The sequence below is a fragment of the Flavobacterium terrae genome, assembly GCF_900142035.1.
GTDB classification, from domain to species: Bacteria; Bacteroidota; Bacteroidia; order Flavobacteriales; family Flavobacteriaceae; genus Flavobacterium; species Flavobacterium terrae.
In genome coordinates this window covers 489,337-514,463 of sequence record NZ_FQZI01000002.1, presented here as the reverse complement: position 1 = coordinate 514,463, position 25,127 = coordinate 489,337, and the positions used below count along the sequence as shown (strand labels likewise).

General features: G+C 31.8%; 29 protein-coding genes. 12 read left to right on the top strand and 17 right to left on the bottom strand.

The window, feature by feature from the left end:
* The first annotated feature begins 141 nt into the window (after positions 1–141).
* Positions 142–1,440 carry a C40 family peptidase gene (locus BUC09_RS06710; RefSeq protein ID WP_073309919.1) on the top strand — a complete coding sequence of 433 codons (1,299 nt, stop codon included), beginning with the start codon at positions 142–144 and terminating at the stop codon, positions 1,438–1,440.
* Here the strand turns inward: BUC09_RS06710 and BUC09_RS06705 are convergent.
* The 5 genes from BUC09_RS06705 to BUC09_RS06685 form a co-directional block, all read right to left on the bottom strand.
* The gene (locus BUC09_RS06705; RefSeq protein ID WP_073309917.1) at positions 1,437–1,673 is read right to left on the bottom strand and encodes a hypothetical protein; all 237 of its coding nucleotides are present in this window, start codon (positions 1,671–1,673) and stop codon (positions 1,437–1,439) included. The two genes, BUC09_RS06710 and BUC09_RS06705, sit on opposite strands and share 4 nt — an antisense overlap.
* 15 nt (positions 1,674–1,688) lie before the next feature.
* Positions 1,689–2,210 carry a GNAT family N-acetyltransferase gene (locus BUC09_RS06700; protein WP_073309915.1) on the bottom strand — a complete coding sequence of 174 codons (522 nt, stop codon included), beginning with the start codon at positions 2,208–2,210 and terminating at the stop codon, positions 1,689–1,691.
* Between the two features lie 2 nt (positions 2,211–2,212).
* Positions 2,213–2,578: an iron chaperone gene (locus BUC09_RS06695; RefSeq protein ID WP_073309913.1), complete on the bottom strand. Its 366-nt coding sequence runs from the start codon at positions 2,576–2,578 to the stop codon at positions 2,213–2,215.
* A 54-nt stretch (positions 2,579–2,632) separates the two neighbouring features.
* Positions 2,633–2,965: a YegP family protein gene (locus BUC09_RS06690; protein WP_073309911.1), complete on the bottom strand. Its 333-nt coding sequence runs from the start codon at positions 2,963–2,965 to the stop codon at positions 2,633–2,635.
* A 113-nt stretch (positions 2,966–3,078) separates the two neighbouring features.
* Entirely contained in the window at positions 3,079–4,530 is a 1,452-nt protein-coding gene (locus tag BUC09_RS06685) for a glyceraldehyde-3-phosphate dehydrogenase (RefSeq protein WP_073309910.1), read from the bottom strand.
* A 350-nt stretch (positions 4,531–4,880) separates the two neighbouring features.
* Between BUC09_RS06685 and BUC09_RS06680 the strand changes: the two genes are divergently transcribed.
* Together BUC09_RS06680 and BUC09_RS06675 are read left to right on the top strand one after the other, a co-directional pair.
* Positions 4,881–5,888: a hypothetical protein gene (locus tag BUC09_RS06680; RefSeq protein ID WP_073309908.1), complete on the top strand. Its 1,008-nt coding sequence runs from the start codon at positions 4,881–4,883 to the stop codon at positions 5,886–5,888.
* A gap of 147 nt (positions 5,889–6,035) precedes the next feature.
* On the top strand, positions 6,036–7,655 hold the full coding sequence (locus BUC09_RS06675) for a leucine-rich repeat domain-containing protein (RefSeq protein ID WP_084127126.1): 1,620 nt from the start codon (positions 6,036–6,038) through the stop codon (positions 7,653–7,655).
* A gap of 86 nt (positions 7,656–7,741) precedes the next feature.
* On the opposite strand, the gene BUC09_RS06670 is transcribed toward BUC09_RS06675, so the two are convergent.
* Both BUC09_RS06670 and BUC09_RS14770 read right to left on the bottom strand, forming a co-directional pair.
* Positions 7,742–9,133 (bottom strand): S1C family serine protease, encoded by a 1,392-nt coding sequence (locus BUC09_RS06670; RefSeq protein ID WP_073309906.1) that lies wholly within the window; start codon positions 9,131–9,133, stop codon positions 7,742–7,744.
* A 68-nt stretch (positions 9,134–9,201) separates the two neighbouring features.
* On the bottom strand, positions 9,202–9,372 hold the full coding sequence (locus BUC09_RS14770) for a hypothetical protein (protein ID WP_159432942.1): 171 nt from the start codon (positions 9,370–9,372) through the stop codon (positions 9,202–9,204).
* A gap of 30 nt (positions 9,373–9,402) precedes the next feature.
* Here BUC09_RS14770 and dapF point away from each other — a divergent pair, with 30 nt between their 5' ends.
* From dapF to BUC09_RS06650, 4 genes are all read left to right on the top strand, one after another.
* Positions 9,403–10,188 (top strand): diaminopimelate epimerase, encoded by a 786-nt coding sequence (gene dapF, locus BUC09_RS06665; protein WP_073309905.1) that lies wholly within the window; start codon positions 9,403–9,405, stop codon positions 10,186–10,188.
* Between the two features lie 4 nt (positions 10,189–10,192).
* A complete protein-coding gene (locus BUC09_RS06660; protein WP_073309903.1) occupies positions 10,193–10,726 on the top strand; it encodes a GNAT family N-acetyltransferase in 534 nt (177 codons plus the stop codon).
* A gap of 10 nt (positions 10,727–10,736) precedes the next feature.
* Entirely contained in the window at positions 10,737–11,759 is a 1,023-nt protein-coding gene (mltG, locus tag BUC09_RS06655) for an endolytic transglycosylase MltG (protein WP_073309901.1), read from the top strand.
* Positions 11,760–11,997: 238 nt separating this feature from the next.
* Positions 11,998–12,636 carry a peptidoglycan-binding protein LysM gene (locus BUC09_RS06650; protein WP_073309900.1) on the top strand — a complete coding sequence of 213 codons (639 nt, stop codon included), beginning with the start codon at positions 11,998–12,000 and terminating at the stop codon, positions 12,634–12,636.
* Here BUC09_RS06650 and BUC09_RS06645 read toward each other — a convergent pair.
* From BUC09_RS06645 to dnaA, 3 genes are read right to left on the bottom strand one after another with little or no spacing between them, the layout of a single operon-like run.
* On the bottom strand, positions 12,633–13,358 hold the full coding sequence (locus BUC09_RS06645; protein WP_073309898.1) for an SAM-dependent methyltransferase: 726 nt from the start codon (positions 13,356–13,358) through the stop codon (positions 12,633–12,635). The genes BUC09_RS06650 and BUC09_RS06645 overlap by 4 nt on opposite strands.
* 5 nt (positions 13,359–13,363) lie before the next feature.
* Complete coding sequence (locus BUC09_RS06640) at positions 13,364–13,822, bottom strand: low molecular weight protein-tyrosine-phosphatase (RefSeq protein WP_073309896.1); 459 nt, start codon at positions 13,820–13,822, stop codon at positions 13,364–13,366.
* Entirely contained in the window at positions 13,822–15,249 is a 1,428-nt protein-coding gene (gene dnaA / locus BUC09_RS06635) for a chromosomal replication initiator protein DnaA (protein ID WP_073310395.1), read from the bottom strand. The genes BUC09_RS06640 and dnaA overlap by 1 nt, the downstream gene beginning before the upstream one ends.
* Before the next feature lie 197 nt (positions 15,250–15,446).
* On the opposite strand from dnaA, the gene BUC09_RS06630 reads away from it, so the two are divergent.
* Positions 15,447–15,848, top strand: a complete 402-nt coding sequence (locus tag BUC09_RS06630) for an acyl-CoA thioesterase (protein ID WP_073309894.1) — start codon at positions 15,447–15,449, stop codon at positions 15,846–15,848.
* Here the strand turns inward: BUC09_RS06630 and BUC09_RS06625 are convergent.
* Genes BUC09_RS06625 through ribD form a run of 3 tightly spaced genes read right to left on the bottom strand, consistent with a single transcriptional unit; the run spans position 15,845 to position 18,113 of the window.
* Positions 15,845–16,456 carry an IMPACT family protein gene (locus BUC09_RS06625; RefSeq protein ID WP_073309892.1) on the bottom strand — a complete coding sequence of 204 codons (612 nt, stop codon included), beginning with the start codon at positions 16,454–16,456 and terminating at the stop codon, positions 15,845–15,847. The genes BUC09_RS06630 and BUC09_RS06625 overlap by 4 nt on opposite strands.
* A gap of 45 nt (positions 16,457–16,501) precedes the next feature.
* Positions 16,502–17,113: an HAD family hydrolase gene (locus BUC09_RS06620; RefSeq protein ID WP_073309890.1), complete on the bottom strand. Its 612-nt coding sequence runs from the start codon at positions 17,111–17,113 to the stop codon at positions 16,502–16,504.
* The gene (gene ribD / locus BUC09_RS06615; protein ID WP_073309888.1) at positions 17,106–18,113 is read right to left on the bottom strand and encodes a bifunctional diaminohydroxyphosphoribosylaminopyrimidine deaminase/5-amino-6-(5-phosphoribosylamino)uracil reductase RibD; all 1,008 of its coding nucleotides are present in this window, start codon (positions 18,111–18,113) and stop codon (positions 17,106–17,108) included. Before ribD ends, BUC09_RS06620 begins: the two co-directional genes overlap by 8 nt.
* A gap of 25 nt (positions 18,114–18,138) precedes the next feature.
* On the opposite strand from ribD, the gene BUC09_RS06610 reads away from it, so the two are divergent.
* Positions 18,139–18,615, top strand: coding sequence for a GNAT family N-acetyltransferase (locus BUC09_RS06610; protein ID WP_073309886.1), 477 nt, complete (start codon positions 18,139–18,141; stop codon positions 18,613–18,615).
* Complete coding sequence (prmC, locus tag BUC09_RS06605) at positions 18,616–19,476, top strand: peptide chain release factor N(5)-glutamine methyltransferase (protein ID WP_073309884.1); 861 nt, start codon at positions 18,616–18,618, stop codon at positions 19,474–19,476.
* Here prmC and BUC09_RS06600 read toward each other — a convergent pair.
* Both BUC09_RS06600 and BUC09_RS06595 read right to left on the bottom strand, forming a co-directional pair.
* Positions 19,454–19,870, bottom strand: coding sequence for a hypothetical protein (locus BUC09_RS06600; RefSeq protein WP_073309882.1), 417 nt, complete (start codon positions 19,868–19,870; stop codon positions 19,454–19,456). The two genes, prmC and BUC09_RS06600, sit on opposite strands and share 23 nt — an antisense overlap.
* Positions 19,871–19,881: 11 nt before the next feature.
* Entirely contained in the window at positions 19,882–21,123 is a 1,242-nt protein-coding gene (locus BUC09_RS06595; protein WP_073309880.1) for an ABC transporter permease, read from the bottom strand.
* A gap of 154 nt (positions 21,124–21,277) precedes the next feature.
* Here BUC09_RS06595 and hisS point away from each other — a divergent pair, with 154 nt between their 5' ends.
* Entirely contained in the window at positions 21,278–22,702 is a 1,425-nt protein-coding gene (gene hisS / locus BUC09_RS06590) for a histidine--tRNA ligase (protein ID WP_073309878.1), read from the top strand.
* Positions 22,703–22,728: 26 nt separating this feature from the next.
* On the opposite strand, the gene xerD is transcribed toward hisS, so the two are convergent.
* The gene (xerD, locus tag BUC09_RS06585; protein ID WP_073309867.1) at positions 22,729–23,634 is read right to left on the bottom strand and encodes a site-specific tyrosine recombinase XerD; all 906 of its coding nucleotides are present in this window, start codon (positions 23,632–23,634) and stop codon (positions 22,729–22,731) included.
* A 62-nt stretch (positions 23,635–23,696) separates the two neighbouring features.
* Between xerD and BUC09_RS06580 the strand changes: the two genes are divergently transcribed.
* Positions 23,697–24,293 carry a porin family protein gene (locus BUC09_RS06580; RefSeq protein WP_073309865.1) on the top strand — a complete coding sequence of 199 codons (597 nt, stop codon included), beginning with the start codon at positions 23,697–23,699 and terminating at the stop codon, positions 24,291–24,293.
* 66 nt (positions 24,294–24,359) lie between these two features.
* Here BUC09_RS06580 and BUC09_RS06575 read toward each other — a convergent pair whose 3' ends face one another.
* A complete protein-coding gene (locus BUC09_RS06575) occupies positions 24,360–24,968 on the bottom strand; it encodes an outer membrane beta-barrel protein (RefSeq protein WP_073309863.1) in 609 nt (202 codons plus the stop codon).
* Positions 24,969–25,127 lie beyond the last annotated feature (159 nt).

The window sequence follows — 25,127 nt, the reverse complement described above, 5'->3', positions numbered from 1 at the left end:
TTTCAGAAATGAATTCTTACTTTTTGGTTCTGTATTTATTAAAAAATGTTAAAAAATTAGAAGGCAAAGATTTAAAATTCCTATCTTGTGCTACGTTAAAAATTTAGCAGTATTTTCTCACTGTGTAAAAATTTAATATATATGAAGCTCCAAAAACTTTTACTCTTTACTCTTTTAGCAATTACTAATATTATTTTTTCTCAGGAAAAAATTCAGCATTCGGTGTCAAAAGGAGAATCAGTTTATAGTATTGCTCAAAAATATAATGTAAAACCAGCTGAAATTTTAGCACTAAATCCTAAAGCTAAAAAAACGCTTCAGTTGAATATGGTTTTACAAATTCCTTCTAAAAATACAGTTGAAGAAAAGCAACCAGAAACTATAGTCCATGAAGTTGCAGCAAAAGAAACATTGTATGGACTTTCAAAAAAATACAATACTTCAATAGATAAGATCAAACAAGCCAATCCTGTAATTGAAAGTGAAGGCTTGAAAATAGGTTTAAAATTGACAATTCCTGTTGGAGCAAACAATACTGAGGTTGCTGTTGCTAAAAAGGAAGAAAAACCAAAAGTAAAAGAGGTTGTGCTTCCAAAAGAAGTTGTTAAGAACGAAAGTAATGCGCAAATTGTTCACGAAGTTCAGGCTAAAGAAACTAAGTACGGAATTTCAAGAAAATACGGAATAACAGTTGCTCAATTAGAAGAGCTTAATCCAGAAATTAAAAACGGTTTAGCTATTGGTGTAAAACTAATTGTTAAAAAAGGAGAAGTTAAAGACATTCCTGTTTTGAAAGAGGAAAAAACTCAATTGGCTATTGCTAAACCGGAACCAAAAGAGTTACCAAAAATCTCAAATGAAGAAAAAGTAGTTGAGAAACCAAAAGAATCTGAGAAGCCTAAAAGTCAGTTCAAAATCATAGGAAAAGTTGAGTCTGAAAAAAATGAAGAAATAGCAGCTGTAAAACCACAAATGGAAGAGTCTGATGAAGAATCAGATGCAGTTGTAGAAAATGCTGAGGTAGAAGAAGTGACTTCGTTGTCACCAGAAAATATGACTAAAGCAGAATTTTTGATTGCAAAAGCATCTGAAAATTTAGGAGCAAGGTATAGAAGTGGTGCAACTGGGAATGGTGGTTTTGATTGTTCTGGTTTAATGTTTGCAACTTTCAAAAATATAGAGATGACATTACCACGTTCGTCTCGTGATATGGCAGCAAATGCAGGTGTTAAAATCGACAAGAGTCAAGCACAAAAAGGCGATTTAATTTTCTTTGCAACTCGCGGAAGTGGTGTAAGCCATGTAGGTATGATTACAGAGGTTTCAGAGGATGATATTAAATTTATACATTCTTCTACAAGCTCTGGTGTTATCATTTCATCAGTCAATGAACCTTATTATTCACGACGTTTTGTTCAAGTGAACAGAGTTTTAAATTAGTGAACTTCGGTTACTGGAACTTTACAGTTTTCTGAAATCCAAGTTGCGTCAAATTCATTAATTTCTTTTCGTTCCCCTTTGTATATATAATATTCTTTGGGTTGATTAAAATCACCAACTGTTGGCATTGTATTGATAATTTTTTCCTCAGGACAATCTTTAATTAAATTTTTGTTTTCACATTGTGAAGCTACTACTGTTAGTAGAATCAAGGCTTGGTATTTTAAAAACATAGTTTTTTAGTTTAGTTATTTCCAATCTTTTTTACTGATAGCATATTCAAAATTTAGCTTTTCGGGTTCACCGTGATAGGCAACTTCAATTTCGCGAACTTTTATAGCGCCTAATCTTTCTATTGCTTTTTGAGAACGAATATTGTTGGCGCCAATGTGAAAGTATATAGTATCCACAAATTGAAAAGCATAATCCATCATGAGTTTTTTTACACTGGGATTGTATAAAGTTCCCCAGTAATTTCTTCCGTAAAAAGTATAGCCAATTAAAACTGATTTGTTGTTCATGTCTAAATCATAAAAACGACTGCTTCCAATAGTTTTGCTAGTAGTTTTGTCAATTATTTTAAAAGCGCCTTTCGATTGCATAGCGCCGTCAAAAAAGTTCTGAAATACTTCTCTTTTATATCGGTCTTTATTGGGATGTTGCTCCCAAACAAATGGGTCACTAGCGACCTCGTATAATTCTTCAAAATCGTTTATAGATAGTGGTTGCAAAACAACTAACTCGTTTTCTAATTGTGGTTGTAAATTCATTTTTAGGATTTTTCAGAAACTTCTTTAATTCTAAATTCAACAATCTTTTGAATTAAATCATAGGGTATGGGTTGAGATAATGGAAATTGGATAGATCCTTTGCCTGTTTTGTAATTTTTAAGTTCTTCCTGAAATGCTAGATTACCCGAAGGTAAGGCGTAAAATCCAATATGATTTTTAAATGCTGCAAAGTACACCAAAACTTTTTTCAATTTAAAAGCAGGCATGTTATAACTGATACATTCTGATGCAGTAGGAGCTACCTCGGTTATCTTGGTTCTAATAGTAGATAAAATTGTAGAGACATCATTTGAGAAGTCGGAAATATATTCGTCAATAGTTTGGTATTTCTTGCTGTAGTTTAGCATACTGAAAGTTTAAAAAAAATCCGTTTCTTTTGAAACGGATTTTGTGAATTTATTTTAAACTGTTTCGTCTTCTATTGTTGCGCTTGGAGCATTTTCCATTACAGAGCTAACACCATTGTCTCTTCCTTGCTCGCTTTCGTACATTTGGCTAGAACCAATGATTTGTCCGTTCCCAGCTTTTAAATTGAAATAAGCTTTACCATTTGCAGCAGTTTTTTTGTCAAAATTTGATTCATCTTGTGAATTTTTTTTAACAGATTCGATACCGTTTTCACAACCAGCTTTTGCAGTATATCCTTCGCTAGTTAGAATTACTTGTCCGTTACCCGCTTTTAAGTTAAATTGGAACTCGCCATTAGCTCTTTTAGAAATTACAAATTTTCCCATAATAAATAGATTAGTGTTTTAATTTGTAAGAAAGATAAAAAAAAATGTGAGAAATAAAAAATCCGCTTCGTTTTTTTGAAGCGGATTTTTGTTATTCAATTAATTCTAACCTACTAATAATAAGTATAACGTCTAACCTTTGCGATATATTTTGCTAAACGAATAACTTGGTGGCTATAACCATATTCGTTATCATACCAAACGTATAAAACAATGTTTTTACCATCTCCAGAAACTAATGTAGCATTACTGTCATAAATAGATGGTTGTGCAGTTCCTACGATATCAGAAGAAACTAATTCATTGTTTAATGAATATTTAATTTGCTCTACTAAAGCACCTTCTAAAGCATATTTTTTCATAATGTTGTTTAAATCTGCTACAGAAGTTTCTTTTCCAACTTCAAGATTTAAAACAACTAATGATCCATTAGGAACAGGTACACGAATAGCGTTTGAAGTTAATTTTCCAGCTAAGCTTGGTAATGCTTTTGCAACAGCGCTTCCAGCACCAGTTTCAGTAATTACCATGTTTAAGGCAGCAGAACGTCCACGACGGTATTTTTTGTGCATGTTGTCAACCAAGTTTTGGTCGTTTGTATACGCGTGAATAGTTTCGATATGACCTTTTACAACGCCTAATGTATCTTCAACTACTTTTAGTATTGGAGTAATTGCATTTGTAGTACATGAAGCCGCTGACCAAATTTTTACTTCTTCGGGATTATAATCTTCATGGTTTACACCGTAAACGATATTTGGAACACCTTTTCCAGGAGCAGTTAATAATACTTTTTCAACTCCTTTAGAAGTTAAATGTCTTGCTAAAGCTTCTTCAGTAGTAAATGCGCCTGTATTATCAATAACTAAAGCGTCGTTGATTCCGTAAGTTGTATAATCAATTTCTTCTGGAGAGTTTGCTGTGATGATGTGTACAGTAGCACCATTAATAATTAAAGCATTGTTTTCTGGATCTGCTTGAACAGAACCCTCAAAATCACCATGTACCGAATCATAACGTAATAATGAAGCACGTTTTTCTAATAAAACAGCATCGTTTTTATCACGAGTTACAATGGCACGTAAACGTAATTGTTGTCCTTTTCCAACTTTAGATGACATTTCACGAGCTAACAAACGACCAATACGTCCAAAACCATATAAAACAACATCTTTAGGTTTGATTTCAGAAGTTTCTTTAGCATTTTTTAATTTGTCAACAACAAATGCCATAGCATCGTTGTATTTATTGTCTTCTAAATGATATTCGTAAGTTAATTTTCCAATATCAAGTCTTGAAGGAGGTAAGTCTAATTTGTTGATAGCGCGAGCAATTTCAACTGAATCAAAAACATTAATTGGTTTTTGAACAAATTCCCCTGCATATTCATGTAAGTTAATAATGTCGCTTACGTTTCTGTCGATTAATTGATTTCTAAAAAGAACTAGCTCTATTGACTTGTCATACCACAAATCACTGATGATTTTAATAAATTCAACAGCAGCTCTTCTTCTATCAGCCTGAAAAGCTATTTCTTTCTCGTAAACCGTTGTGTTGTTGCTCATTGTTATAAAAGAGTTTATGTTTTTTATTGGCGCAAAAGTATCAATTTCAAACGTTTTCGTAAAATTATTTTAGATATTTTTTTGATAAAATAAACTAATCAAAATAGGGTTGGTTTTTAAGGTTTTGTATGATTTCATTACAATAAGTAAAGTAATATTTGAATTTATTAAAAATCATCTAAATAGATGATTGACCTCTATTGAAAGTCCTATTATTTTTGGTAAATCATAAAACGATGAGGTTATGAAAGCTATCGAAAATTTATTGAGAAAAATTGAAAGCTAACTTTTAAGAGTATTCTTTTGAGAAAATTTTTTTAGTGATAAAAAGGTTAAAGATTGAAAAATATATGAAAAATTTTAAAAACTTTCTGCTGATTTTAATTGTAATGGGAACTAGTCTGTATGGTCAAAAAAAGACTTATGATGTTGTTTCTTTTACATTGCCTAAAGAATGGAATCAGTCGCAAAACGAAGGTGGAATCCAATTGTCTACGTCTGATAAAAATGATGGGACTTACGCATTAGTAGTAATTACAAAAGCAACCCTATCTAATGAATCGGTTCTTGAGAGTTTTGATAATGAATGGGAAAAATTATTAGAGGGTACAGTAAAAATTGATGGTAAGCCTATAAAAAAACCTAAAACAAATAAAAATGGATGGGATATTATTTCTGGCTCAGCTAATTATACTGATGGTAACAACAAAGGACTGGCAACCTTGCTTACAGCAGCAGGAGGTGGGCAAAAGGTAAGTGTGGTTTTAATGACCAATTCAAAAAAGTATCAAGACGATTTGATTTCATTTCTTAATTCGTTGGAAATAAAAAAAGTTGATAATGTAATAACTAAGCCTAATACCAATGTAAACACTAATCAAAATTCAATTGTTGGGTTGTGGACTGATTATATACTAGAAACAAGTGGAGTAAGTTTTAATGGGAATCCTCAATATACATCAGGATACTTAAGAAAAGAATATACTTTTTATAAAGATGGAACTTATATATTTAGAAATAAACAATGGCTTACAAAAGCTAAAAACATTTCATTTGTTTACGAATCAGGAACATATTCAGTAATGGGAAATAAAATTATAATTACTCCCAAAAAAGGTGAAGAGGGATGGTGGAGTAAAAAAAGCAACAATACTAAATTATGGGGGAGTGTTGTAAGTATTTCTAAATCTAAATTGGAACCAAAAACCTATTTTTTTGAAATAAAATATTTTTCAGGAAGTAATAGTTCTAGTCTTATTCTTAAATCCAATAAAACTGATGAAGTGTTAGGGAACTATAAATATCGAGAAGATAATACGTCAATTATTGATAATCCTCCTGGTTTTAAGAAAACATAAATTTATAAGATAAACCATTTCTTTCACTTCGATTATTCAAACAAAAAAATGAATAAAAAAAAAGATAAAAATCATCTAAAAGGATGATTGTCCTGAGTGGTTTTGGGTACTAACTTTGATACAGTAATAAACAAAAAAACTAAAATCATGAAAAAGTTTTACTTCATATCATTGTTGATGTGCTTTACAACATTTTGTTTCGCTCAGAACTTCTTATACAACGGAATTAATTATTCAATTACAGATGCTTCAAATTTTAAAGTAAAAGTAGCTACTAATCCTGGATTTACTGGTGCTGCAACTATACCTCAATTTGTTCCTTATAATTCGCAAAGTTATGAGGTGACTTCTATTGGGGATAATGCATTTTATAGTTGCGAAAATCTAATTTCAGTGTCAATCCCAAGTTCTGTAACAATAATAGAGGAGAGTGCGTTTAGATATTGTAGCGGAATCACCTCAGTAATAATTCCAAGCTCTGTAATAACTATTGGAAAAGAGGCTTTTATGGATTGTGATGGTATAACAAGTATGGTAATTCCAAACTCGGTAACAACTATAGGGGACTATTCATTTTATGAATGCTCAAATTTAGTATCAATAACAATTCCAAACTCAGTAGTGTCTATAGGAGAAGCAGCATTTGAATTTTGTACCAGTTTAACATCAGTTGCAATTCCTAATTCGATGACTGTTATTGCAAAATCTACATTTTCTAGATGTTATGCTCTTACTTCTGTAACAATTCCTGGTTCTATTACAACTATTAATGAAAGGGCTTTTCAATATTGTTCAAATTTACTTTCCGCTGCTATTCCAAATTCTGTAACAACAATAGGAAGTTATGCATTTCAAAACTGTTCTGGTTTGACTTCGGTCAATATTCCTAACGGAGTTACAATTATTAATCCAGCAACGTTTGCATACTGTAGTGGCTTAATTTCAGTGACTATTCCAAACTCAATTACAGTTATTGAATTTGATGCTTTTAGGGATTGTGCTGGATTAACTTCTATTACAATGCCTAACTCGCTAACAACTCTAGGTTATGATTCTTTTAGAGGTTGTGTTGGACTAACTTCTCTGATTATTCCCGATTCTGTAACGACAATGCAAGGCGGAGCGTTTAATAGTTGTGCTGGACTTACTACAGTCACAATTTCAAATTCATTGACAGCTATTGAAAACGGAGTGTTTGGTAATTGTTCTAGCTTAACATCGGTGGTTATTCCTAATTTGGTAACAGTTATTGGTTATGGAGCTTTTGGTAATTGTACTGAACTTACCAACGTAATTATACCAAATTCGGTTGTAAACATCTTTGATGGTGCTTTTGAAAATTGTACTTCTCTCGCATCTGTAACAGTTAGTTGGGCTACGCCTCTACCCATTAATGCTTCTGTTTTTAATAATGTAAATACATCTGTGGTGGTTTTGCATGTGCCATCTGGAACAGAATCACTTTATCAGGCTACACCTGTTTGGACAGATTTTATAATTAACGGTACCCTAAGTACAGAGGGTTTTATGATTCAAGATAAATTAAAAATTTATCCTAATCCATCTTCAGAATTCATTTTTGTCAAAAATTCAGAAAATATGAACATAGCTAAAGCCCAAATTTTTGATAGTAACGGAAGAAATGTTATGGTTGTAAATGATATTCAAAATAATAAAATTGATATACAAAATCTTTCTAAAGGGTTTTATTTTTTACAAATTCGATCAAATAAAGGTTTAGAAAACATAAAATTCATTAAAGAATAGTATCTTTTAAAATCATTTGAAACATTTTATAATTAAAAAAGCCAATCGATTCCGATTGGCTTTTTACTTGTTTTTGCATTTTTTTCTTATAGTAAGAAACGTAGTATTTGACCGTTATTTGTTAGTAATTCTATTTGAGAGCGTTGATTTTCACCTTTTTTAGAAAGCACTCTTGTGATAGTTTCTATGTCTGTTGCTTTTACATTGTCAACACTCAAAATAATTCCGCCTTTTAATTGATCAGCGTATTCTACTAATTCGTCATTGGTGATGTCTTTTATTTTTACACCGTAGTTTACTCTAAAGTTTTTCTTATCAGCAGCATCAATATCTTCTAATTCTAAACCTTTTAAATCATAATTAATAAGTTCCTTTTTTGTTAATTTAACAGTAGTACTCATTAATTTTCCATCTCTTAAAAATCCAACTTTTACATCATCATTAGGTCTTTTAGTATTAATGTATGAAGTCAAATCAGCAAAAGTGATAATGCCTTTATCGTCAATTTTATTAATGATATCTCCTTTTTTAAGACCCGCTTTTTCGGCACCAGTGTTTTTAGATATTTTGCCAATTAATACTCCAGTGGTTTCTTTCACGCCAAATTCGTTAGCAGCAGCAGTATTTAATTCTCTACCTTCAATTCCTAATACGCCTCGTTGTACATTTCCATATTCCATTAAATCCTCAACAATTTTACGAGTAAGGTTAGAAGGTACCGCAAACGAATAACCTGTATAACTTCCAGTAGGAGATGAAATCATTGTGTTGATACCTACTAGCTCACCACGAGTATTTACAAGTGCACCACCACTGTTTCCTGGGTTTACAGCTGCATCAGTTTGGATAAATGATTGAATCCCTTGATTGCTTAAATCTCTTGCTTTTGCCGAAACAATACCAGCGGTAACAGTCGAAGTTAAGTTGTAAGGATTTCCAACTGCAAGGACCCATTCGCCAACTTTAATGTTGTCTGAATTTCCAAAGGTTGCATAAGGCAATTTAGCATCTGCATCTACTTTAAGTAAAGCAATATCCATTTTGCTGTCAGTACCTACAAGCTTGGCTTTGTATGTTTTGTTATTATTTAAAGTAACTTCTAGTTCAGTAGCGTCTTTTACTACGTGATTGTTAGTTACAATATATCCGTCTTCACTTATAATTACGCCAGAACCGGTTCCTACTTGTGTTTGCTGTCTTCCTTCTCCTTGATATCCATAAAAGAATTCCATTAATGGATTGCTAGGGATATTGTAAACCGTTTTGTTTTTAACATGCACTACAGTGTGAATTGCATTATCTGCAGCAGTTGTAAAGTCAACGCCTTCGGCACCTAAACTTACATTTCTAGCATAGTTTTCGCCTGATACAGATAGTTTTGATGAAGTAGAGCTATTATCAAAAAATAATTTGTAAGCCCCTAAAGTAGTGGCTCCGCTCAATAAAGAAACCAAAAATAAACTTCCAAATTTTTTCATAGGTGTTAGTATTTAAATTTTAAATGTTAACGTAAAAATATAATTTTCATATATAAATAAAATCGAGTTTAACGCTCTTTAACAGTCTTTAACTTCTTATTAATATTTGTACATTTGATATGTTGTTTAGGAGCACTACATTTGTGTTCCAGTTCAGCATTTGTCCTGTTGTTCGCTATATCTTTTTGTTGGTCATTGAGCGGAGTCGAAATGACCAACAAAAAGGATGTCGCTTCCATCAGGGCTATTTAACAACATTACATATCATTATGCAATTTACATTTTACAAATATCAAGGAACAGGGAATGACTTTGTCATGATCGATAACCGTTCTCTTACTTTTCCCAAAAATGATACCAAACTGATTGAAAGATTGTGTGATAGACGATTTGGTATTGGTGCTGATGGTTTAATCTTGCTGGAAAATGACGAATCGACAGATTTTAAAATGGTTTACTATAATTCTGACGGAAATGAAAGCTCAATGTGTGGAAATGGAGGACGATGCTTGGTTGCTTTTGCCAAGAAATTGAATGTGATTTCAGATTCGGCAACTTTTATTGCTGTTGATGGTCTGCATCATGCAACAATTGATGAAAATGACATTGTGTCACTGCAAATGAAGGATGTAGATAAAGTAGAACAGCATGAAAGTCATATTTTTTTAGATACTGGTTCGCCTCATCATGTTCAATTGGTAGAAGATTTGCATATTTTTGATGTTAGAAATGAAGGTTCAAAAATACGTTATGGTAGTCTTTATGGACAGGCGGGAAGCAATGTAAACTTTGTAACTCAAACAGACGAGAATAAGTTTTCTTTACGAACTTATGAAAGAGGTGTTGAAGATGAAACACTTTCATGTGGAACAGGAGCTACTGCGGTTGCTATTGCTATGAAAGCCATTGGTAAAACAAACAGTTCTGTAATCCAATTAAAAGTAGAAGGTGGAGAACTTGAGGTTTCTTTCAACCAAAAGAACGGATTTTTTACTCAGGTATTTCTAAAGGGGCCTGCAAATTTTGTTTATGAAGGACAAATAGCCATACAATAACGCTATGATTACTTTAAAAGGAGAAAATATATATCTAAGAGCATTAGAGCCCGAAGATTTAGACTTTGTTTTCACTATTGAAAATAATGAAGAAATTTGGGAAGTAAGTAATACTCAAACTCCGTATTCTAGATTTTTAATTCATCAGTATTTAGAGAATGCACATCAAGATATTTACATCGCGAAACAATTACGTTTAGCGATTTGTAAAAATGATACTTTTGAAGCCATAGGACTTATAGATTTGTTCGACTTTGATCCTAAGAACAAAAGAGCAGGTATTGGAATAGTGATTCAGAATCAAATTGATAGAAACCAAGGGGTTGGTAAAGAATCTTTAGCTTTGCTTATAAACTATAGTTTTAAACAATTAGATCTTCATCAGCTTTATGCAAATATTGGAGTAGACAATGAACCAAGTTTAAAGCTTTTTACTACATTTGGATTTCAAAAAATTGGCACAAAAAAAGATTGGAATTATAGTAATCATCGATTTAATGATGAGTACATGTTTCAGTTAATTAATACAACTCAATAAATTTAAAGTTTTGAATATAAAAAAAATCGCAATAGCTGTATTTGTAGCGGTTTTGGCAGTAGCCATTTATGCTTACATTAATTTGTTTTCGGCAAATACTAAGTTTGATAAAGATGAGGTATATGTGTTTGTTCCAACAGGATCAAAATATGAAGATGTACTTCAGATTCTAGAGCCTTACGTATCAGATATTGATAAGTTCAAATTTGTTGCAGAAAAACGTTCTTACGATGAAAATGTTTTTCCGGGACGTTTCTTATTTAAAAAAGGAATGGGGAGTTTTGCATTAGTGTCGGCATTGCGTCATAATATGCCTCTAAATCTTGCATTTAACAATCAAGAGAGTCTTGAGAAATTAGTTTCACGTGTTTCATCTCAAATAGAAGCAGATAGCCTAAGCTTAATGAAGTCTATTACAGATTCGGTTTTTATGGAGAAAAACGGATTGAATAGAGAAACAGTTCTAGGAATGTTTATACCTAATACATACCAGGTAAAATGGAATACCTCTGCAGATAAGTTTAGAGATAAAATGGCTGATGAGTTTAATAATTTTTGGAATGACGAAAGAAAAGCTAAAGCTAAGGCTTTGGGTATGACTCCTGCGCAAGTAATTACTTTAGCAGCTATTGTTCATAAAGAAACAGTAAAAACTGACGAGCGTCCACGTGTTGCTGGTGTTTACTTAAATAGATTAAAACTTGAAATGCCATTACAAGCTGATCCAACAGTTATTTATGCTGTTAAAAGAGAAAGTGGCGATTTTAACCAGGTAATTAAAAGGGTAAAGGGTAATATGTTACGACTTGACTCACCTTATAATACATATGTAAAATTGGGATTACCTCCAGGACCTATTGCAATGCCAGACATTACTGCGATAGATGCTGTACTTAATGCCGAAAAACACGATTACACATATTTTTGTGCAAGTGTTGAGAGACAAGGTTATCATGATTTTGCAAGTACTTATGAAGCGCATCAAGTTAATGCAAAAAAATATGCCGAATGGGTTACTAAACTCGGATTATAATTGTTAATAACTATCATAAAAAAGCCGATTTTAACTAAATCGGCTTTTTTTGTTATAATTTAAAATTCAGTAAATACGCTGTATATCAACGATTTATTTTGTTTTTTATCTATTTTTTGAATTTATTAACAATACGTTCAATATTAAAGGTTTACCTTTGTCTCGTAGAAATTTTCTAGTGATGATGGAATTAACACGTATAAATTATTGTGTTTCCTAGCTAGAAGAAATTCATTTTATGACAAAAAAACAGATATTTTATCTCGGATTATTTGCCTCAATCATCACCCTTAGTTCAGGTTTTAGACCTTTCAATTCAGAATTATTTCCTTGGTTCCATGTTTTTGACAAAGAAATAATTTACAAAGTACCTACCGAAATAGAAGTTGACCAAACGTATTTTGAAGTCCCTTTTACGGGTAAAACTTTTGTTGGTTTTCGACAAAGATTGGCAGTAAGAGAGTCGCAAGGAAAATATCATAAGGTAAATACTTTAGGATATTTAGGGAAGTACCAATTTGGAACTAAGACACTTCAAAGTCTAGGTGTGAATGATGAGCAACATTTTTTAGAGAGTAGAAAGCTTCAAGAGAAAGCTTTTATGGCTTATTTAGCAAGAAATAAGTGGGAACTAAGAAAAGAAATTGAAAAGTATACTGGAAAAGTTATAAGAGGTATAACGATTACAGAATCTGGTATATTAGCTGCAGCTCATTTAGGTGGTCCAGGAGCAGTAAAAAAATTCTTGAGAAGTAACGGTCAAAGAAAATTCAAAGATGGCTACGGTACTTCAATAACAGAATACTTAAGTGAATTTGGTGGATATGATACCAGTTTTATAGAAGCTAATAAAAAAGCGAAAGCTAGAGAGTATTAATAGTTTTTATGAATGATAAATATAGAAGGTCGGTTTTGTAAATCGACCTTTTGTTTTTTCCAGTCTTTTACTGCTAGTGTTTTTATATACTCAGTAGGGAGAGTTATATCGCAAGCAATACACAAATTTGTGTTAGGTTGTAGTGTACTTAAGATATCTTCCAGAAGTTTGTTGTTTCTGTAAGGTGTTTCAATAAATAATTGTGATTGATTTTTTTCAAAAGATATTTTTTCAAAATTTTTTAATGCTGACTTTTTTTCGCCTTTATCTATAGGAAGGTATCCATTAAAAGCAAAGCTTTGGCCATTCATACCCGAAGCCATTACAGCTAATAAAATAGAACTAGGTCCAACTAATGGTACAACTTGAATTCCCTTTTCATGTGCCAATTTTACTATTACAGCTCCAGGATCAGCTACAGCGGGGCATCCAGCTTCGCTCATTAAACCAACATTAATTCCGCTCAATAGAGGTTTTATAAACTCTTGATGTTCATGAACTTCAGTGTGTTTGTTTAGTACTGAAATTTTTAAATCAGGTTGTTTTTTTTCTGGATGTATACTTTTTATAAAGCGACGAGCCGTTTTTTCGTTTTCAACAATATAATGGTCAATAAAATCAATACTTCTTTTTATAGTTTGAGGTAAAACATCTTCAGGATTCATTTCTCCAAGTGTAGTAGGAATCAAGTATAGTTTTCCTAAAAAAGTAATTGGCTTCATTGTAATTATTTGTTTTCTAATTTTTTTGCTATTATTTCACAAGCTTCATCAAGCATGTCATAGACCTTTTCAAAGCCATCCTGACCACCATAATATGGGTCTGGTACATCAACTCGTTCGCCTGGAAAAATTTCTTCTAGAATAAGTTGAACTTTAGCTTTGTGATTTTCTTTTTCTGCAAGAGAGGATACGTCTTTAAAGTTTTGATTATCCATTACATAAATGTAATCAAAATTTTCAAAATCATTTTTTTGAAATTTTCGAGCTCTTTGATGAGTAATATCTATACCTCTGTTTTTTGCAGTTAAAATAGATCGCTTGTCTGGTTGTTCACCAGCATGCCATCCTCCAGTTCCGGCAGAATCTACTATAAAGTTATTAGGTAGTTTTGAGCGTAATATACCCTCGGCAAGTGGGGAACGGCAAATATTCCCCAAACACACCATCAGGATTTTTTTTGACATTATAACGAAAGTTTTTTATTGATATCATCAACAAATTTTTTGAACTGTTTGTCTGTAGTCACTAAATTATCAACTGTTTTACAGGCATGTAAAACCGTAGCGTGATCTCTGTCTCCAATTTGAGAACCAATATTTGCTAAAGATGCTTTAGTGTATTTTTTTGCAAAGAACATAGCTAATTGACGAGCTTGAACAACATGACGCTTTCTAGTTTGAGATTGTAATGTATCAACGTCTAACTGGAAATAATCTGAAACGACTTTTTGAATGTAGTCGATAGATATTTCTCGTTTAACATTTTTCACAAACTTCTCAACTACCTGTTTCGCTAAGTCAATTGTAACTTCTTTTTTATTAAAAGACGATTGTGCTATTAAAGAGATAATGGCACCTTCAAGCTCTCTAACATTTGATTTTATATTGCGAGCAACATATTCAATAATATCTTCTGGCATTTCTACACCATCACGGAATAGAATGTTTTTCAAGATAGATACTCTAGTTTCGTAATCTGGCTGATGTAACTCAGCAGATAATCCCCATTTAAAACGAGATAGTAAACGTTGTTCAATATCTTGCATGTCAACAGGTGCTTTATCTGATGTTAAAATTACCTGCTTTCCATTTTGATGTAAATGGTTGAATATGTGGAAGAAAACATCTTGAGTTCCTGTTTTGCCAGAAAGGAATTGAACATCATCAATAATTAATACATCTATTAATTGATAAAAGTGTATAAAATCATTTCGAGTATTTTTCTTAACTGAATCTATATATTGTTGAGTAAAAATCTCAGCAGAGATGTATAAAACAGTTTTGTCTGGATATTTATCTTTAATTTCAACTCCAATGGCATGGGCTAAGTGAGTTTTTCCTAATCCAACACCTCCAAAAATCAACAACGGATTAAAAGAAGTACCGCCTGGTTTATTTGCAACAGCCATACCAGCAGATCTCGCTAAACGGTTTGAATCACCTTCAAGAAAGTTTTCAAAACTATAGTTTGCATTTAATTGAGATTCGATTTTAATATTTCTAATCCCAGGTATGATAAATGGATTCTTTAATTCAGGATTTTTTTGTTGAACAGGAACATCGATTTCTTGAGTTTTTACCGCAGGTCTATTATTACTTGGTATTTGCTCAGTAAATGGAAGTTTGTTGCCATAAGTATTCTCCATTTTTATTTTATAGAGTAACTTAGCATTTTTTCCAAGTTCTTTTTGTAAAGCTACTTTTAATAATTTAACGTAGTGTTCCTCTAGCCATTCGTAAAAGAATTTACTAGGAACTTGAATATAAAGTGCGTTGTCAGTAAGCTCAACAGACTTGATTGGTTCAAACCAAGTTTTGAATGCTTGCTCTTGAATATTATCTTTTATAAAAGACAGACAATTCTCCCATACTGATTCCGCAGTTTTATTCATTGTATGCATCTAAGTTGTTAATTTTTAAAAGATTAAACTTGTTAAAATAGGCACAAGTTTTCGAGTTGATTGGGATAGCAAATATGCCTTATAAAATTCTTAAAAAAAAATTTTTTTGATATTGATTTTATAAAAAAATTGTTGTAAAGCGTTTTATAGGGGTTAACAGAGTGTTAATTTTTTTTAAAGTTAGAATGATGAAATATTATGATTTGAATTTACGAGTTAGATATGCTGAAACAGATCAAATGGGAGTTGTTTATCACGGTAATTATGCTCAATATTTTGAGATGGGTAGGGTCGAATGGCTAAGAAATAAAGGGATTTCTTACAAATCAATGGAGGAGAAGGGAATTATGCTTCCGGTAGTTTCGTTAACCATGAATTATAAAAGGCCTGCCAGGTATGATGATGAATTAACTGTGAGAACTATATTTAAAAATCTAGAATCAGTCAAGATAGAATTTGATTATGAAATTTACAATCAATCAAATGAGTTATTAACAATTGGTAGTTCCGTTTTGGTTTTTGTGGATGTTAAAACTGGTCGTCCAACTTTACCTCCAGATTACATCAAAGAGTTAGTTGAACAAATTTAAATTTCTTTAATCTCTACTTCAAATAAGTTGGTAAAAATGGCGAAAATCATTTCGGCATTTTTTTTACGTGTGGAAATTTCAATCCGACAATTCTCTTCCATTTTTTGTGAAACAATATTGAGGTTCTTTTCTTTTATAACTCTCATTACTTTATTCATGTTTTTGTAATCAAAAGTAATGTTAAAATGTACGTCTATTGTTTTTTCAATAATGGATGATGCTTCTAGTGCTAGTTTAGCACCCTCCCGATAAGCAGATATTAAACCACCGACTCCAAGTTTAACTCCTCCAAAATAACGAACCACAACTACTAAAACATTTGTAATGTCAAAGGATTGAATTTGACCGTAAATAGGCATTCCGGCACTGTTGTTTGGTTCTCCGTCATCGTTAGCTCTATAGGAAATTTTTGTTGTGCCTAATTGCCATGCATAACACCAGTGTCGTGCAGAAAAATGTTCTTTTTTTAATCTTTCAATGTGAGTTTTTACTTCATCTTCTGAAGAAATGGGAAAGGCATAGCCAAAAAACTTACTGTTTTTTTCTTTATACAGTACTTCGGGAGAAGCTTCTTCAAGAGTTTTGTATGTGTCAGGAGTTGTACTCAAAATTGTAATTTGAACACAAAAGTAATGTTTTATCTAAATAGGTAATTAGGAAAAGGGAAGTTCTTTTTTTGAAAAAAGTTCTGTTATGTCTTCTTTTCCAACTTGTAAATTCCAAACATGCATGCCAAGTGAAGCGGCTATATCTGTATTTGTTTTTTTGTCATCGACAAATAAAGTTCGTTTAGGAGTTAACTCGTGCTTGTTGATTATAAAGCTGAAAGCTTCGGGTTCTGGTTTGCGATGACCTATTTCAAATGAAAAATAGACTTTCTCAAAACATTGATAAAATTCACGAGCAAATGTCATTCCTACTCGGTGTTCAAATTTTGCAATGTGTATTTCGTCTGTATTGCTTAAAAGGAATAAACGATATTTGTGAGATAACTTTTGAAGAAATTCTAATCGATTTAAAGGAAAATCTATTAAAACCGAATTCCAAGCTTCTCTAATATCATCAATAGAAGCATTGGGTATGATTTTTTTCATTTCAATCATAAACTGTACTTCAGAGATTTTTCCTTTTTCAAATTGTTGATTTACCTTGTCTATATCTTCGTTCCAGGATTGTAATCCAAGTTTTTTCAATGCTTCTAAAGATGCATTTTTGTCTAAATTCATGAATACGTCGCCAAAATCGAAAATAATGGTATTAATCATAATTTGAAAAAATTAAAAGTTCATCATTTGATATTTTATACCGTTTGATATTTTTTCCAGTAATGATTGGAGCTTTTGTTCCTTCAGAAAAAAATGTCAAACCTTTAAAAACTCTTGCTTCATCCCACAATTGAGAATCAATAAAAGTTTGTAAAGTTTTACTCCCACCTTCAATAATTACAGACTGAATATCGTTGTCAAATAAGTACTTGCAAATTTGATTAGCAACATCTTTTGAAAAATTAATTTCATGATCAGTAAGTAAGAGGGTAGTAGCCGAACTATCAAATATAGCATTTTCTTTTGAAATTCTTTTATTTTTGTCTAAAACTATTCTTACAGGTTGATTGCCTTTCCAATCTCTTGCTGTTAAACTTGGGTTGTCGTCAATCACTGTTTGGGTACCAGCTAGAATTCCTTGTTCTTCAGTTCTCCATTTGTGGACTAGTTGTCTAGAGTATTTGTTAGTTATCCAAACTGGACTTTGATTCTCTTTTGTTTTAGGAGCAATAAAGCCATCTTGAGTTTCTGCCCATTTTAAAATTATATAGGGTCTCTTTTTATTATGAAACGTAAAAAAGCGTTTATTGAGTTTATTGCATTCTTCTTCTAGTATGCCAATGGTTACATTTGCTCCAGATTCAATTAGTTTTTTTATCCCATTACCAGCAACTTTAGCAAATGGATCAATAGTTCCTATAACTACATTGGGTATTTTGTGATGAATAATCAAATCTGAACAAGGAGGTGTTTTCCCAAAATGACTACATGGTTCTAAGCTCACATAGATAGTCGATTTTGAAAGTAATGATTTGTCTTTAACAGAGTTTATTGCATTAACTTCGGCGTGAGCTTCACCTGCTTTTTTGTGCCAACCCTCGCCAATTATTTTTCCATCGTATACAATTACACTTCCAACCAAAGGGTTTGGATAGGTAGTACCTAGTCCATTTTTAGCTAATTCTATACATCTAGATATGTATTTTTCATGTATCTTCACATCACAAAAATAAGCTTTTAATTTTATGTTGATTAGAGAAATACAACAACAAGATAATGTTCAGGTTGCCAAAGTTGTTAGGACTGTTTTAGAGGAATTTAACGTACCAAAAGTAGGAACAGCCTATGCAGATCCTGAATTGGATTCAATGTACGAAGCATATCAGAAACCTAGATCTACATACTTTGTTTTAGAAAATGAAGGAAGAATTATAGGTGTTGCAGGTATTTCTCCTTTAGCTAATGGTAGTGAAGATGTTTGTGAGTTGCAAAAAATGTATTTTCTGCCCGAAACTAGAGGTTTGGGATTAGGAGTACTAATGATGAAGGCGTGTTTAGTCAAGGCAAAAGAGTTTGGCTTTAAACAATGCTATCTTGAAACCATGCCTTATATGGAAGCAGCACAAAAATTATATAAAAAGTCTGGTTTTGAATACCTTGATGGGCCAATGGGTTGTACAGGACATTCGGCATGCCCAGTTTGGATGATAAAAAATATTTAAATGTTTTTAAAAGAGTATAAAATTCAGTTTGCTAATGAGTTGTCAGGAATTTATGATTCTCAAGAAATTGATAGTTTTTTCTATATAGTGTTGGAAGCTTTTCATCAAATGAAAAGAGTCGATTTAGTGCTAAACGATGCTTTAGAACTTGATGCTATGCAGCTTTTTCAATGGGAAACTGTTTTATCTCAACTTAAAGAAGAAAAACCAATACAATATATTTTAGGGGAAACAGAGTTTTTTGGATTGCCTTTTTATGTAAACGAGAATACTTTAATTCCAAGGCCAGAAACCGAAGAATTAGTGGATTGGATTATCCAATGCGCAAATGAAAAGTTTAAAATAGAGAAAATTAAAATTTTAGATATTGGTACCGGAACTGGATGTATTGCCGTTTCATTAGCCAAGAATTTAACAAATGCTGAAGTTTATGCGCTAGATGTTTCTGAAAAGGCTTTAGAGATTGCTCATAAAAATGCCAATAGGAATAATGTATCTGTTACTTTTTTGAGCCAAAGTATATTAGAAACCGAAGATTTGTTGCGCGAATTTCATATAATTGTTTCTAACCCTCCTTATGTTCGTAATCTTGAAAAACAAGAAATTAAAAAGAATGTGTTAGACTTTGAACCGCATTTAGCTCTGTTTGTAGAAGATAATGATCCATTATTGTTTTACAGAAAAATAACCCAATTGGCTAAAAAAAATCTTTCAGATAGAGGTATGTTGTTTTTCGAAATCAATCAGTATTTAGGAAAAGAAATGATTAGACTTCTTCAGGATTATAACTTTTCGGACATAGAGCTTAAAAAAGATATTTATGGTAATGACCGAATGATTAAAGGGTTATTAAGTGTTTAATCTCATTGATTTTTTGATTCCTTTCGAAAGAGAAAATACCTTCTGATTTTTCTAAGTGATTGTAAATGGTCAAGCAGTTTTTTAAAGTGCTTTTATTTTTTTTTGAATTCTTTGTTGATGTTTTAGCCAGATTATAAAATATATTCGCTAAATCTTCCAAGTGTAAAGAACTAATCTTTTTTTCCTCAATAAGGATTTGGATTAAGTCATCTGAATTTAGTTCTTCAAATTCAATATTGCTTAAATTAAATTTGTCTATTAATGTGGCATTAACTTCATCTGCCAGGTGATTTGAAGATTCAGTTTTATTACTTTTAATAATTACAGAGAGTAGTTTTTTAAGTATTAAACTAAGTTTTTCTATCTCTTTTTCAACGTAATCTTTTTGTTTCATTTTGGTGTTAATTATTCGTAACGCAATGCTTCTATAGGATCCAGTTTTGCGGCTTTTAAAGCGGGATACAACCCTGAAATTATAGCAACAAGAAAACATACTAAAAAAGCAGAGGTTATGGCTAACCAAGGAATAACAAATTTAAAGTCTAACAAGGATGCAAATCCAAAACCTATAAGTATTCCAAGCAAAGTTCCAACTAAGCCACCCAATTGACCAATAACCAAAGTTTCCATAAAAAACTGCATGGCAATAGTACTTCTTTTAGCACCTAAGGCTTTTCTAGTACCTATTTCACGAGTTCTTTCGGTAACTGATACCAACATGATATTCATTAAGGCTATAGTAGAACCAAAAATGGTAATAACTCCAATGATCCAAGCAGAAATTCCTAAATATTGAGTGATCCCTAAAATCTTATTAATTAGGTCGTCACTCCTTGATACTCCAAAGTTATTGTCTTCAATAGGGCTTAATTTTCTTACCTTACGCATGGCAATGGTTGCATTATCAACAGCTTCATCCAGTAATTCTTTTTTCTCAATCATAACGCTGGTTGAGTAATTAATGTTGGGTGCTGTAAAAAGCGTTCTTGCGACTTGAATTGGTATTAAAACCCTTAGGTCTTGACTTTTTCCAAAAGTTGATCCTTTTTCCTTTAATACTCCTATAACTTTAAATTTAGCTCCTCTAATAGATATTGTTTTGTCAATAGGATTAACATCAGATAAAAGTTCTTTTTCAAAATCGGCACCAAGAACACAAACATAATTGTTGTTTTCGATATCAAAGCCCGTAAAATTTCTTCCTTTAACAACTTCTAATCCAGAATTGACTGTATAGTAATCATCTACACCAAGTACCGAAACCTCAGGATCAGTCTTTTTGCTTTCAAATTTAACTTCTGCATTTGCTGTGGCAGTAAATGAAACCGATGTATGTGCAAACGGATAGTTGTAGTTCTTTTTAAAGGCAACTGCTTCGGGATAGGATATGATAGGGTTTATTTTTTTAACCTCTCCGTTTCCTTCGCTGCGAGTTAAGTTGTCGTATTGGTTTAGGGTAAATGTATTGGCACCCATAGAGGCAAAATCTTTCGAAATGGTGTTTTCGAGTGCCGAAACAACAGTTAAGATACCAACCAGAGCCATAATACCAATACCAATAATAAGTACGGTTAAAATGGTACGCAATAACTGAGTTCTTATAGAACCCATTGCGATTTTTACATTCTCTCTAAACAATCCTATCATGGCTAATAAGTCATTAAAGTATGTTTTTTGTTACAATTCTTTTTAAAATTTTAGTATTCTTTCAAAATGTAAGATATTTGCACTTCTTTTATGATGGAGGTTTTCTTTAACCGATATTTCATAACCGAAAATTTATAACTCATAATTTTTAAAAATGGCACAAAAACCAAGTATTCCTAAAGGAACCAGAGATTTTTCTCCTATTGAAGTGGCAAAGCGTAATTATATTTTTAATACAATACGTGCCCATTTTGAGAGATTTGGTTATCAGCCTATCGAAACGCCAACTTTTGAAAACTCAGAAACGTTGATGGGTAAATATGGAGAAGAAGGTGATCGATTGATTTTTAAGATTTTAAATTCAGGAAATTATTTTTTTAATAAGCAAAAAATTGAGTTGCCAAGATCAATTGAATCGTTACAAGTAAATTCAGCTGAAACAATTTCGGTAGAAGAATTGGTTCAACTAAATCAGTTCACTAATAAGATTTCAGAAAAAGCACTTCGTTACGATTTAACAGTGCCTTTTGCGCGTTATGTGGTACAACACCAAAATGAAATTGAGTTTCCTTTTAAACGCTATCAAATCCAACCGGTATGGAGAGCAGATAGACCTCAGAAAGGGCGTTTTAGAGAGTTTTATCAGTGCGATGCTGATGTTGTAGGCTCTACATCGTTATGGCAAGAAGTAGAATTGGTTCAATTGTATGACTCTGTTTTTTTTGATTTAGGATTAAAAGGAGTTACCATTAAAATAAATAACCGTAAAATATTATCTGGAATTGCTGAAGTTATTGGAGCATCGGATAAGTTAATCGATTTTACAGTTGCACTTGATAAGTTAGATAAGATTGGAGAAGATGGAGTTAAGAAAGAAATGCTTGAAAAAGGTATTTCTGAAGAAGCGATCGTGAAAGTTCAACCGCTATTTAACTTCACGGGGACTACTGCCGAAAAACTCGAAAAATTATCACAATTGTTAGCAGGTTCTCAAGAAGGTCTAAAAGGAGTAGAGGAGTTGCGTTTTATATGCGAAAATGTTCTTGAAATAGGATTAAAGGATTCAAAACTAGATTTGGATGTTACTTTAGCAAGAGGACTTAATTATTATACTGGTGCTATTTTTGAAGTTTCTGCTCCAGAAGGAGTTTCAATGGGATCTATTGGTGGTGGTGGCCGTTATGATGATTTAACTGGAATTTTCGGTTTGAAAAATATGAGCGGAGTGGGAATTTCTTTTGGTTTAGATAGAATTTATTTAGTTGTAGAAGAATTAGGATTGTTTCCTGAAACAGTAACTTCTACTTCAAAAGCTATTTTCTTGAATTTTGGAGAATCAGAAGCCAAATATGCTATGAAAGCTATTTCAAAATTACGTGCAGCTGGAATTAAAGTAGAAATGTATCCAGATAATGCTAAAATTGGTAAACAATTTCAGTATGCTGATAAAAGAGGAATTTCTTATGCGATTATAGTAGGAGGAGAGGAACTTAAGAATAATGTTTATAATTTAAAAAATTTGGCATCAGGAGAACAGCAAACCTTAGATTTTGAATCATTACAAAATATTTTACAATAAATTAAATCCTTCGAAAGAAGGATTTTTTATTTATTTCTGGGGTGAAAAGTCTGCATTACTTGGTTTAAATGTTTTCGATCAACATGCATGTAAATTTCTGTTGTTGTAATCGATTCATGTCCAAGCATTAGTTGAATCGAACGTAAATCGGCACCGTTTTCTAATAAATGTGTAGCAAATGAATGGCGAAAGGTGTGTGGACTTATAGTTTTGTTGAGGTTTATTTTTTTTGCTAAATCTTTAATAATAGTAAAAATCATAGCTCTAGTAAGCTGTTTACCTCTTCTATTTAAAAACAAAGTATCGCTAAATTCTTTTTGAATTGGTAAATGAGGACGAACTTCATTTTTATAAATCTCAATATATTTTTGAGTTAAAGGGCTAATAGGTACAAATCGTTGCTTATTCCCTTTTCCTGTTATTTTTATAAAACCTTCATCAAAAAACAAGTCTGATATTTTAACAGAAACCAATTCAGAAACCCGAAGTCCGCAACCATATAATGTTTCAAGCATAGCTCTATTACGCTCTCCTTCATTGCTTGATAAGTCAATTGCATTTATTAAGTTGTCTATGTCTTTTATGTTTAGGGTGTCTGGAAGTTTTCTGCCTAATCGAGGAGCTTCGATTAATTCTAGTGGGTTATCTGGTCTGTAATCTTCAAAAATTAAATAATTAAAAAAACTTTTCAATCCAGAAATTATTCTTGCTTGACTTCTAGGATTCACTTTTTTAGATACATCATAAATGAACTCTTGGACAACTTCTTCGGTAATTGTGATTGGTGTTTTGTCTATTTGATTTTCAGTTAAATAAAAACTTAATTTTTCAATATCAAGAGTGTAATTGTCAATAGAATTTTGAGATAAACCACGTTCGATTTTTAGGTAAGATTGAAAATTCTTAATAAATTTGGTCCAATTGTTGTTCATTACAAAATATAATTTTTTAAAAATTTTAGCGTTCAATATTTATAAACTAAAACTTTTCGGATATGAAATTAATTAAAAATTTAACATTAGGAGTTTTTTTATTGACATTATCGAGTAATGTTTTTGCGCAAGATGGAGGCGGTTCAAGTTTTGGTATTAAAGGGGGACTTAACTATGCTACTGTGTCTAAGGGAGATTTTGATGAAGGGCCAGATCCAAGAACAAGTTTTCATTTTGGTTTTATGGGAGAAGTGCCTTTAGTGCCTAAAGTTTTATCACTTCAGCCTGAGTTGCTTTACTCTAGACAAGGATTTGAAAATACCATCAAGCCTATTTTTGGTAATTCGTATAAAGTAACTTATAAAATAGATTACATTAATGTACCTGTTTTAGCAAAATTAAAATTAGGAAATGTTTTTGCTATAGAAGCTGGTCCACAGTTTGGAATGAAAGTCTCAGAAAAAGTAGAATCAGACAATAATGTTTCTGATCAAAATGATGTTAATAGCTTTGATACCGCAATTGCTGGAGGTATTTCTTTAAATTTTTCTGGTGGAGCTTTTATCTTTGGTCGTTTTACTCAGAGTTTAAATGAAGTGGTTAAGGACACGGGTTCTAAAAATATGGTAATCCAAGCAGGTATTGGATTTAAAATGTAATATGATTTCTTATAAATAAAAAACCACGCTTTTTGAGCGTGGTTTTTTTATAATCTATTATACTGATTAGAATTTGTAAACTAAACCAAAGTTAATTGAGCTTAAGTTAAGTTCTAAACCAAATTTATCAGTTGATTCTGCACCATCAGCATCAGGCTTTGTAGTTTCGTATCCTAAAGCACCAAATGAAGCTTCAATAGCGAAATGGTTAGATAAGAAATAGCTAACACCTGGAGATAACATAACATCAAATCCATTTCCTTCAGTACTTACTGTTACTCCTGAAGCTGTGTTTTTAGTCTCATCTTTATATGAATTCATGTTAACACCTAATTGCCCAAAAATTGAAAATTTTGAAGCAGGAGTAAAGTAGTATCTTCCAAATACACCAGCTGAAAATTTAGTGTTAGTTTCTTCTACAGGAGATGCGTCTTCTGTTTTAGTAGAAGAAAGACCTAAAGCAAGTCCTACTGCTATATTATCAGTAACAAAATAAGCTCCTTTTGGTGAAAAATTAAATTCATTCATTTTTTCATCTCCAGTTGATTCTGTTCCAAATCCAACTGATCCTGAAACGAAAACATTACCTTTAGAGAAACCTTCTCCTGTTGATTCTTGTGCATTAGCAAAACCGAAAGCAAATAATGCTACTGCAGTCATTAATACTTTTTTCATTTGTTTTTTAAATTTAAAATTAACAGTGTGAAATTATAATTTAATAAATTTCGAATGTAAGCTTAATAAAATAGTTATTAACAATTTTTATTTAATTGTTAATTAATGTTTTATGCTCTAAAACATGGCTTTTAGAACGTTTTTTTCTTACTTTTTAAA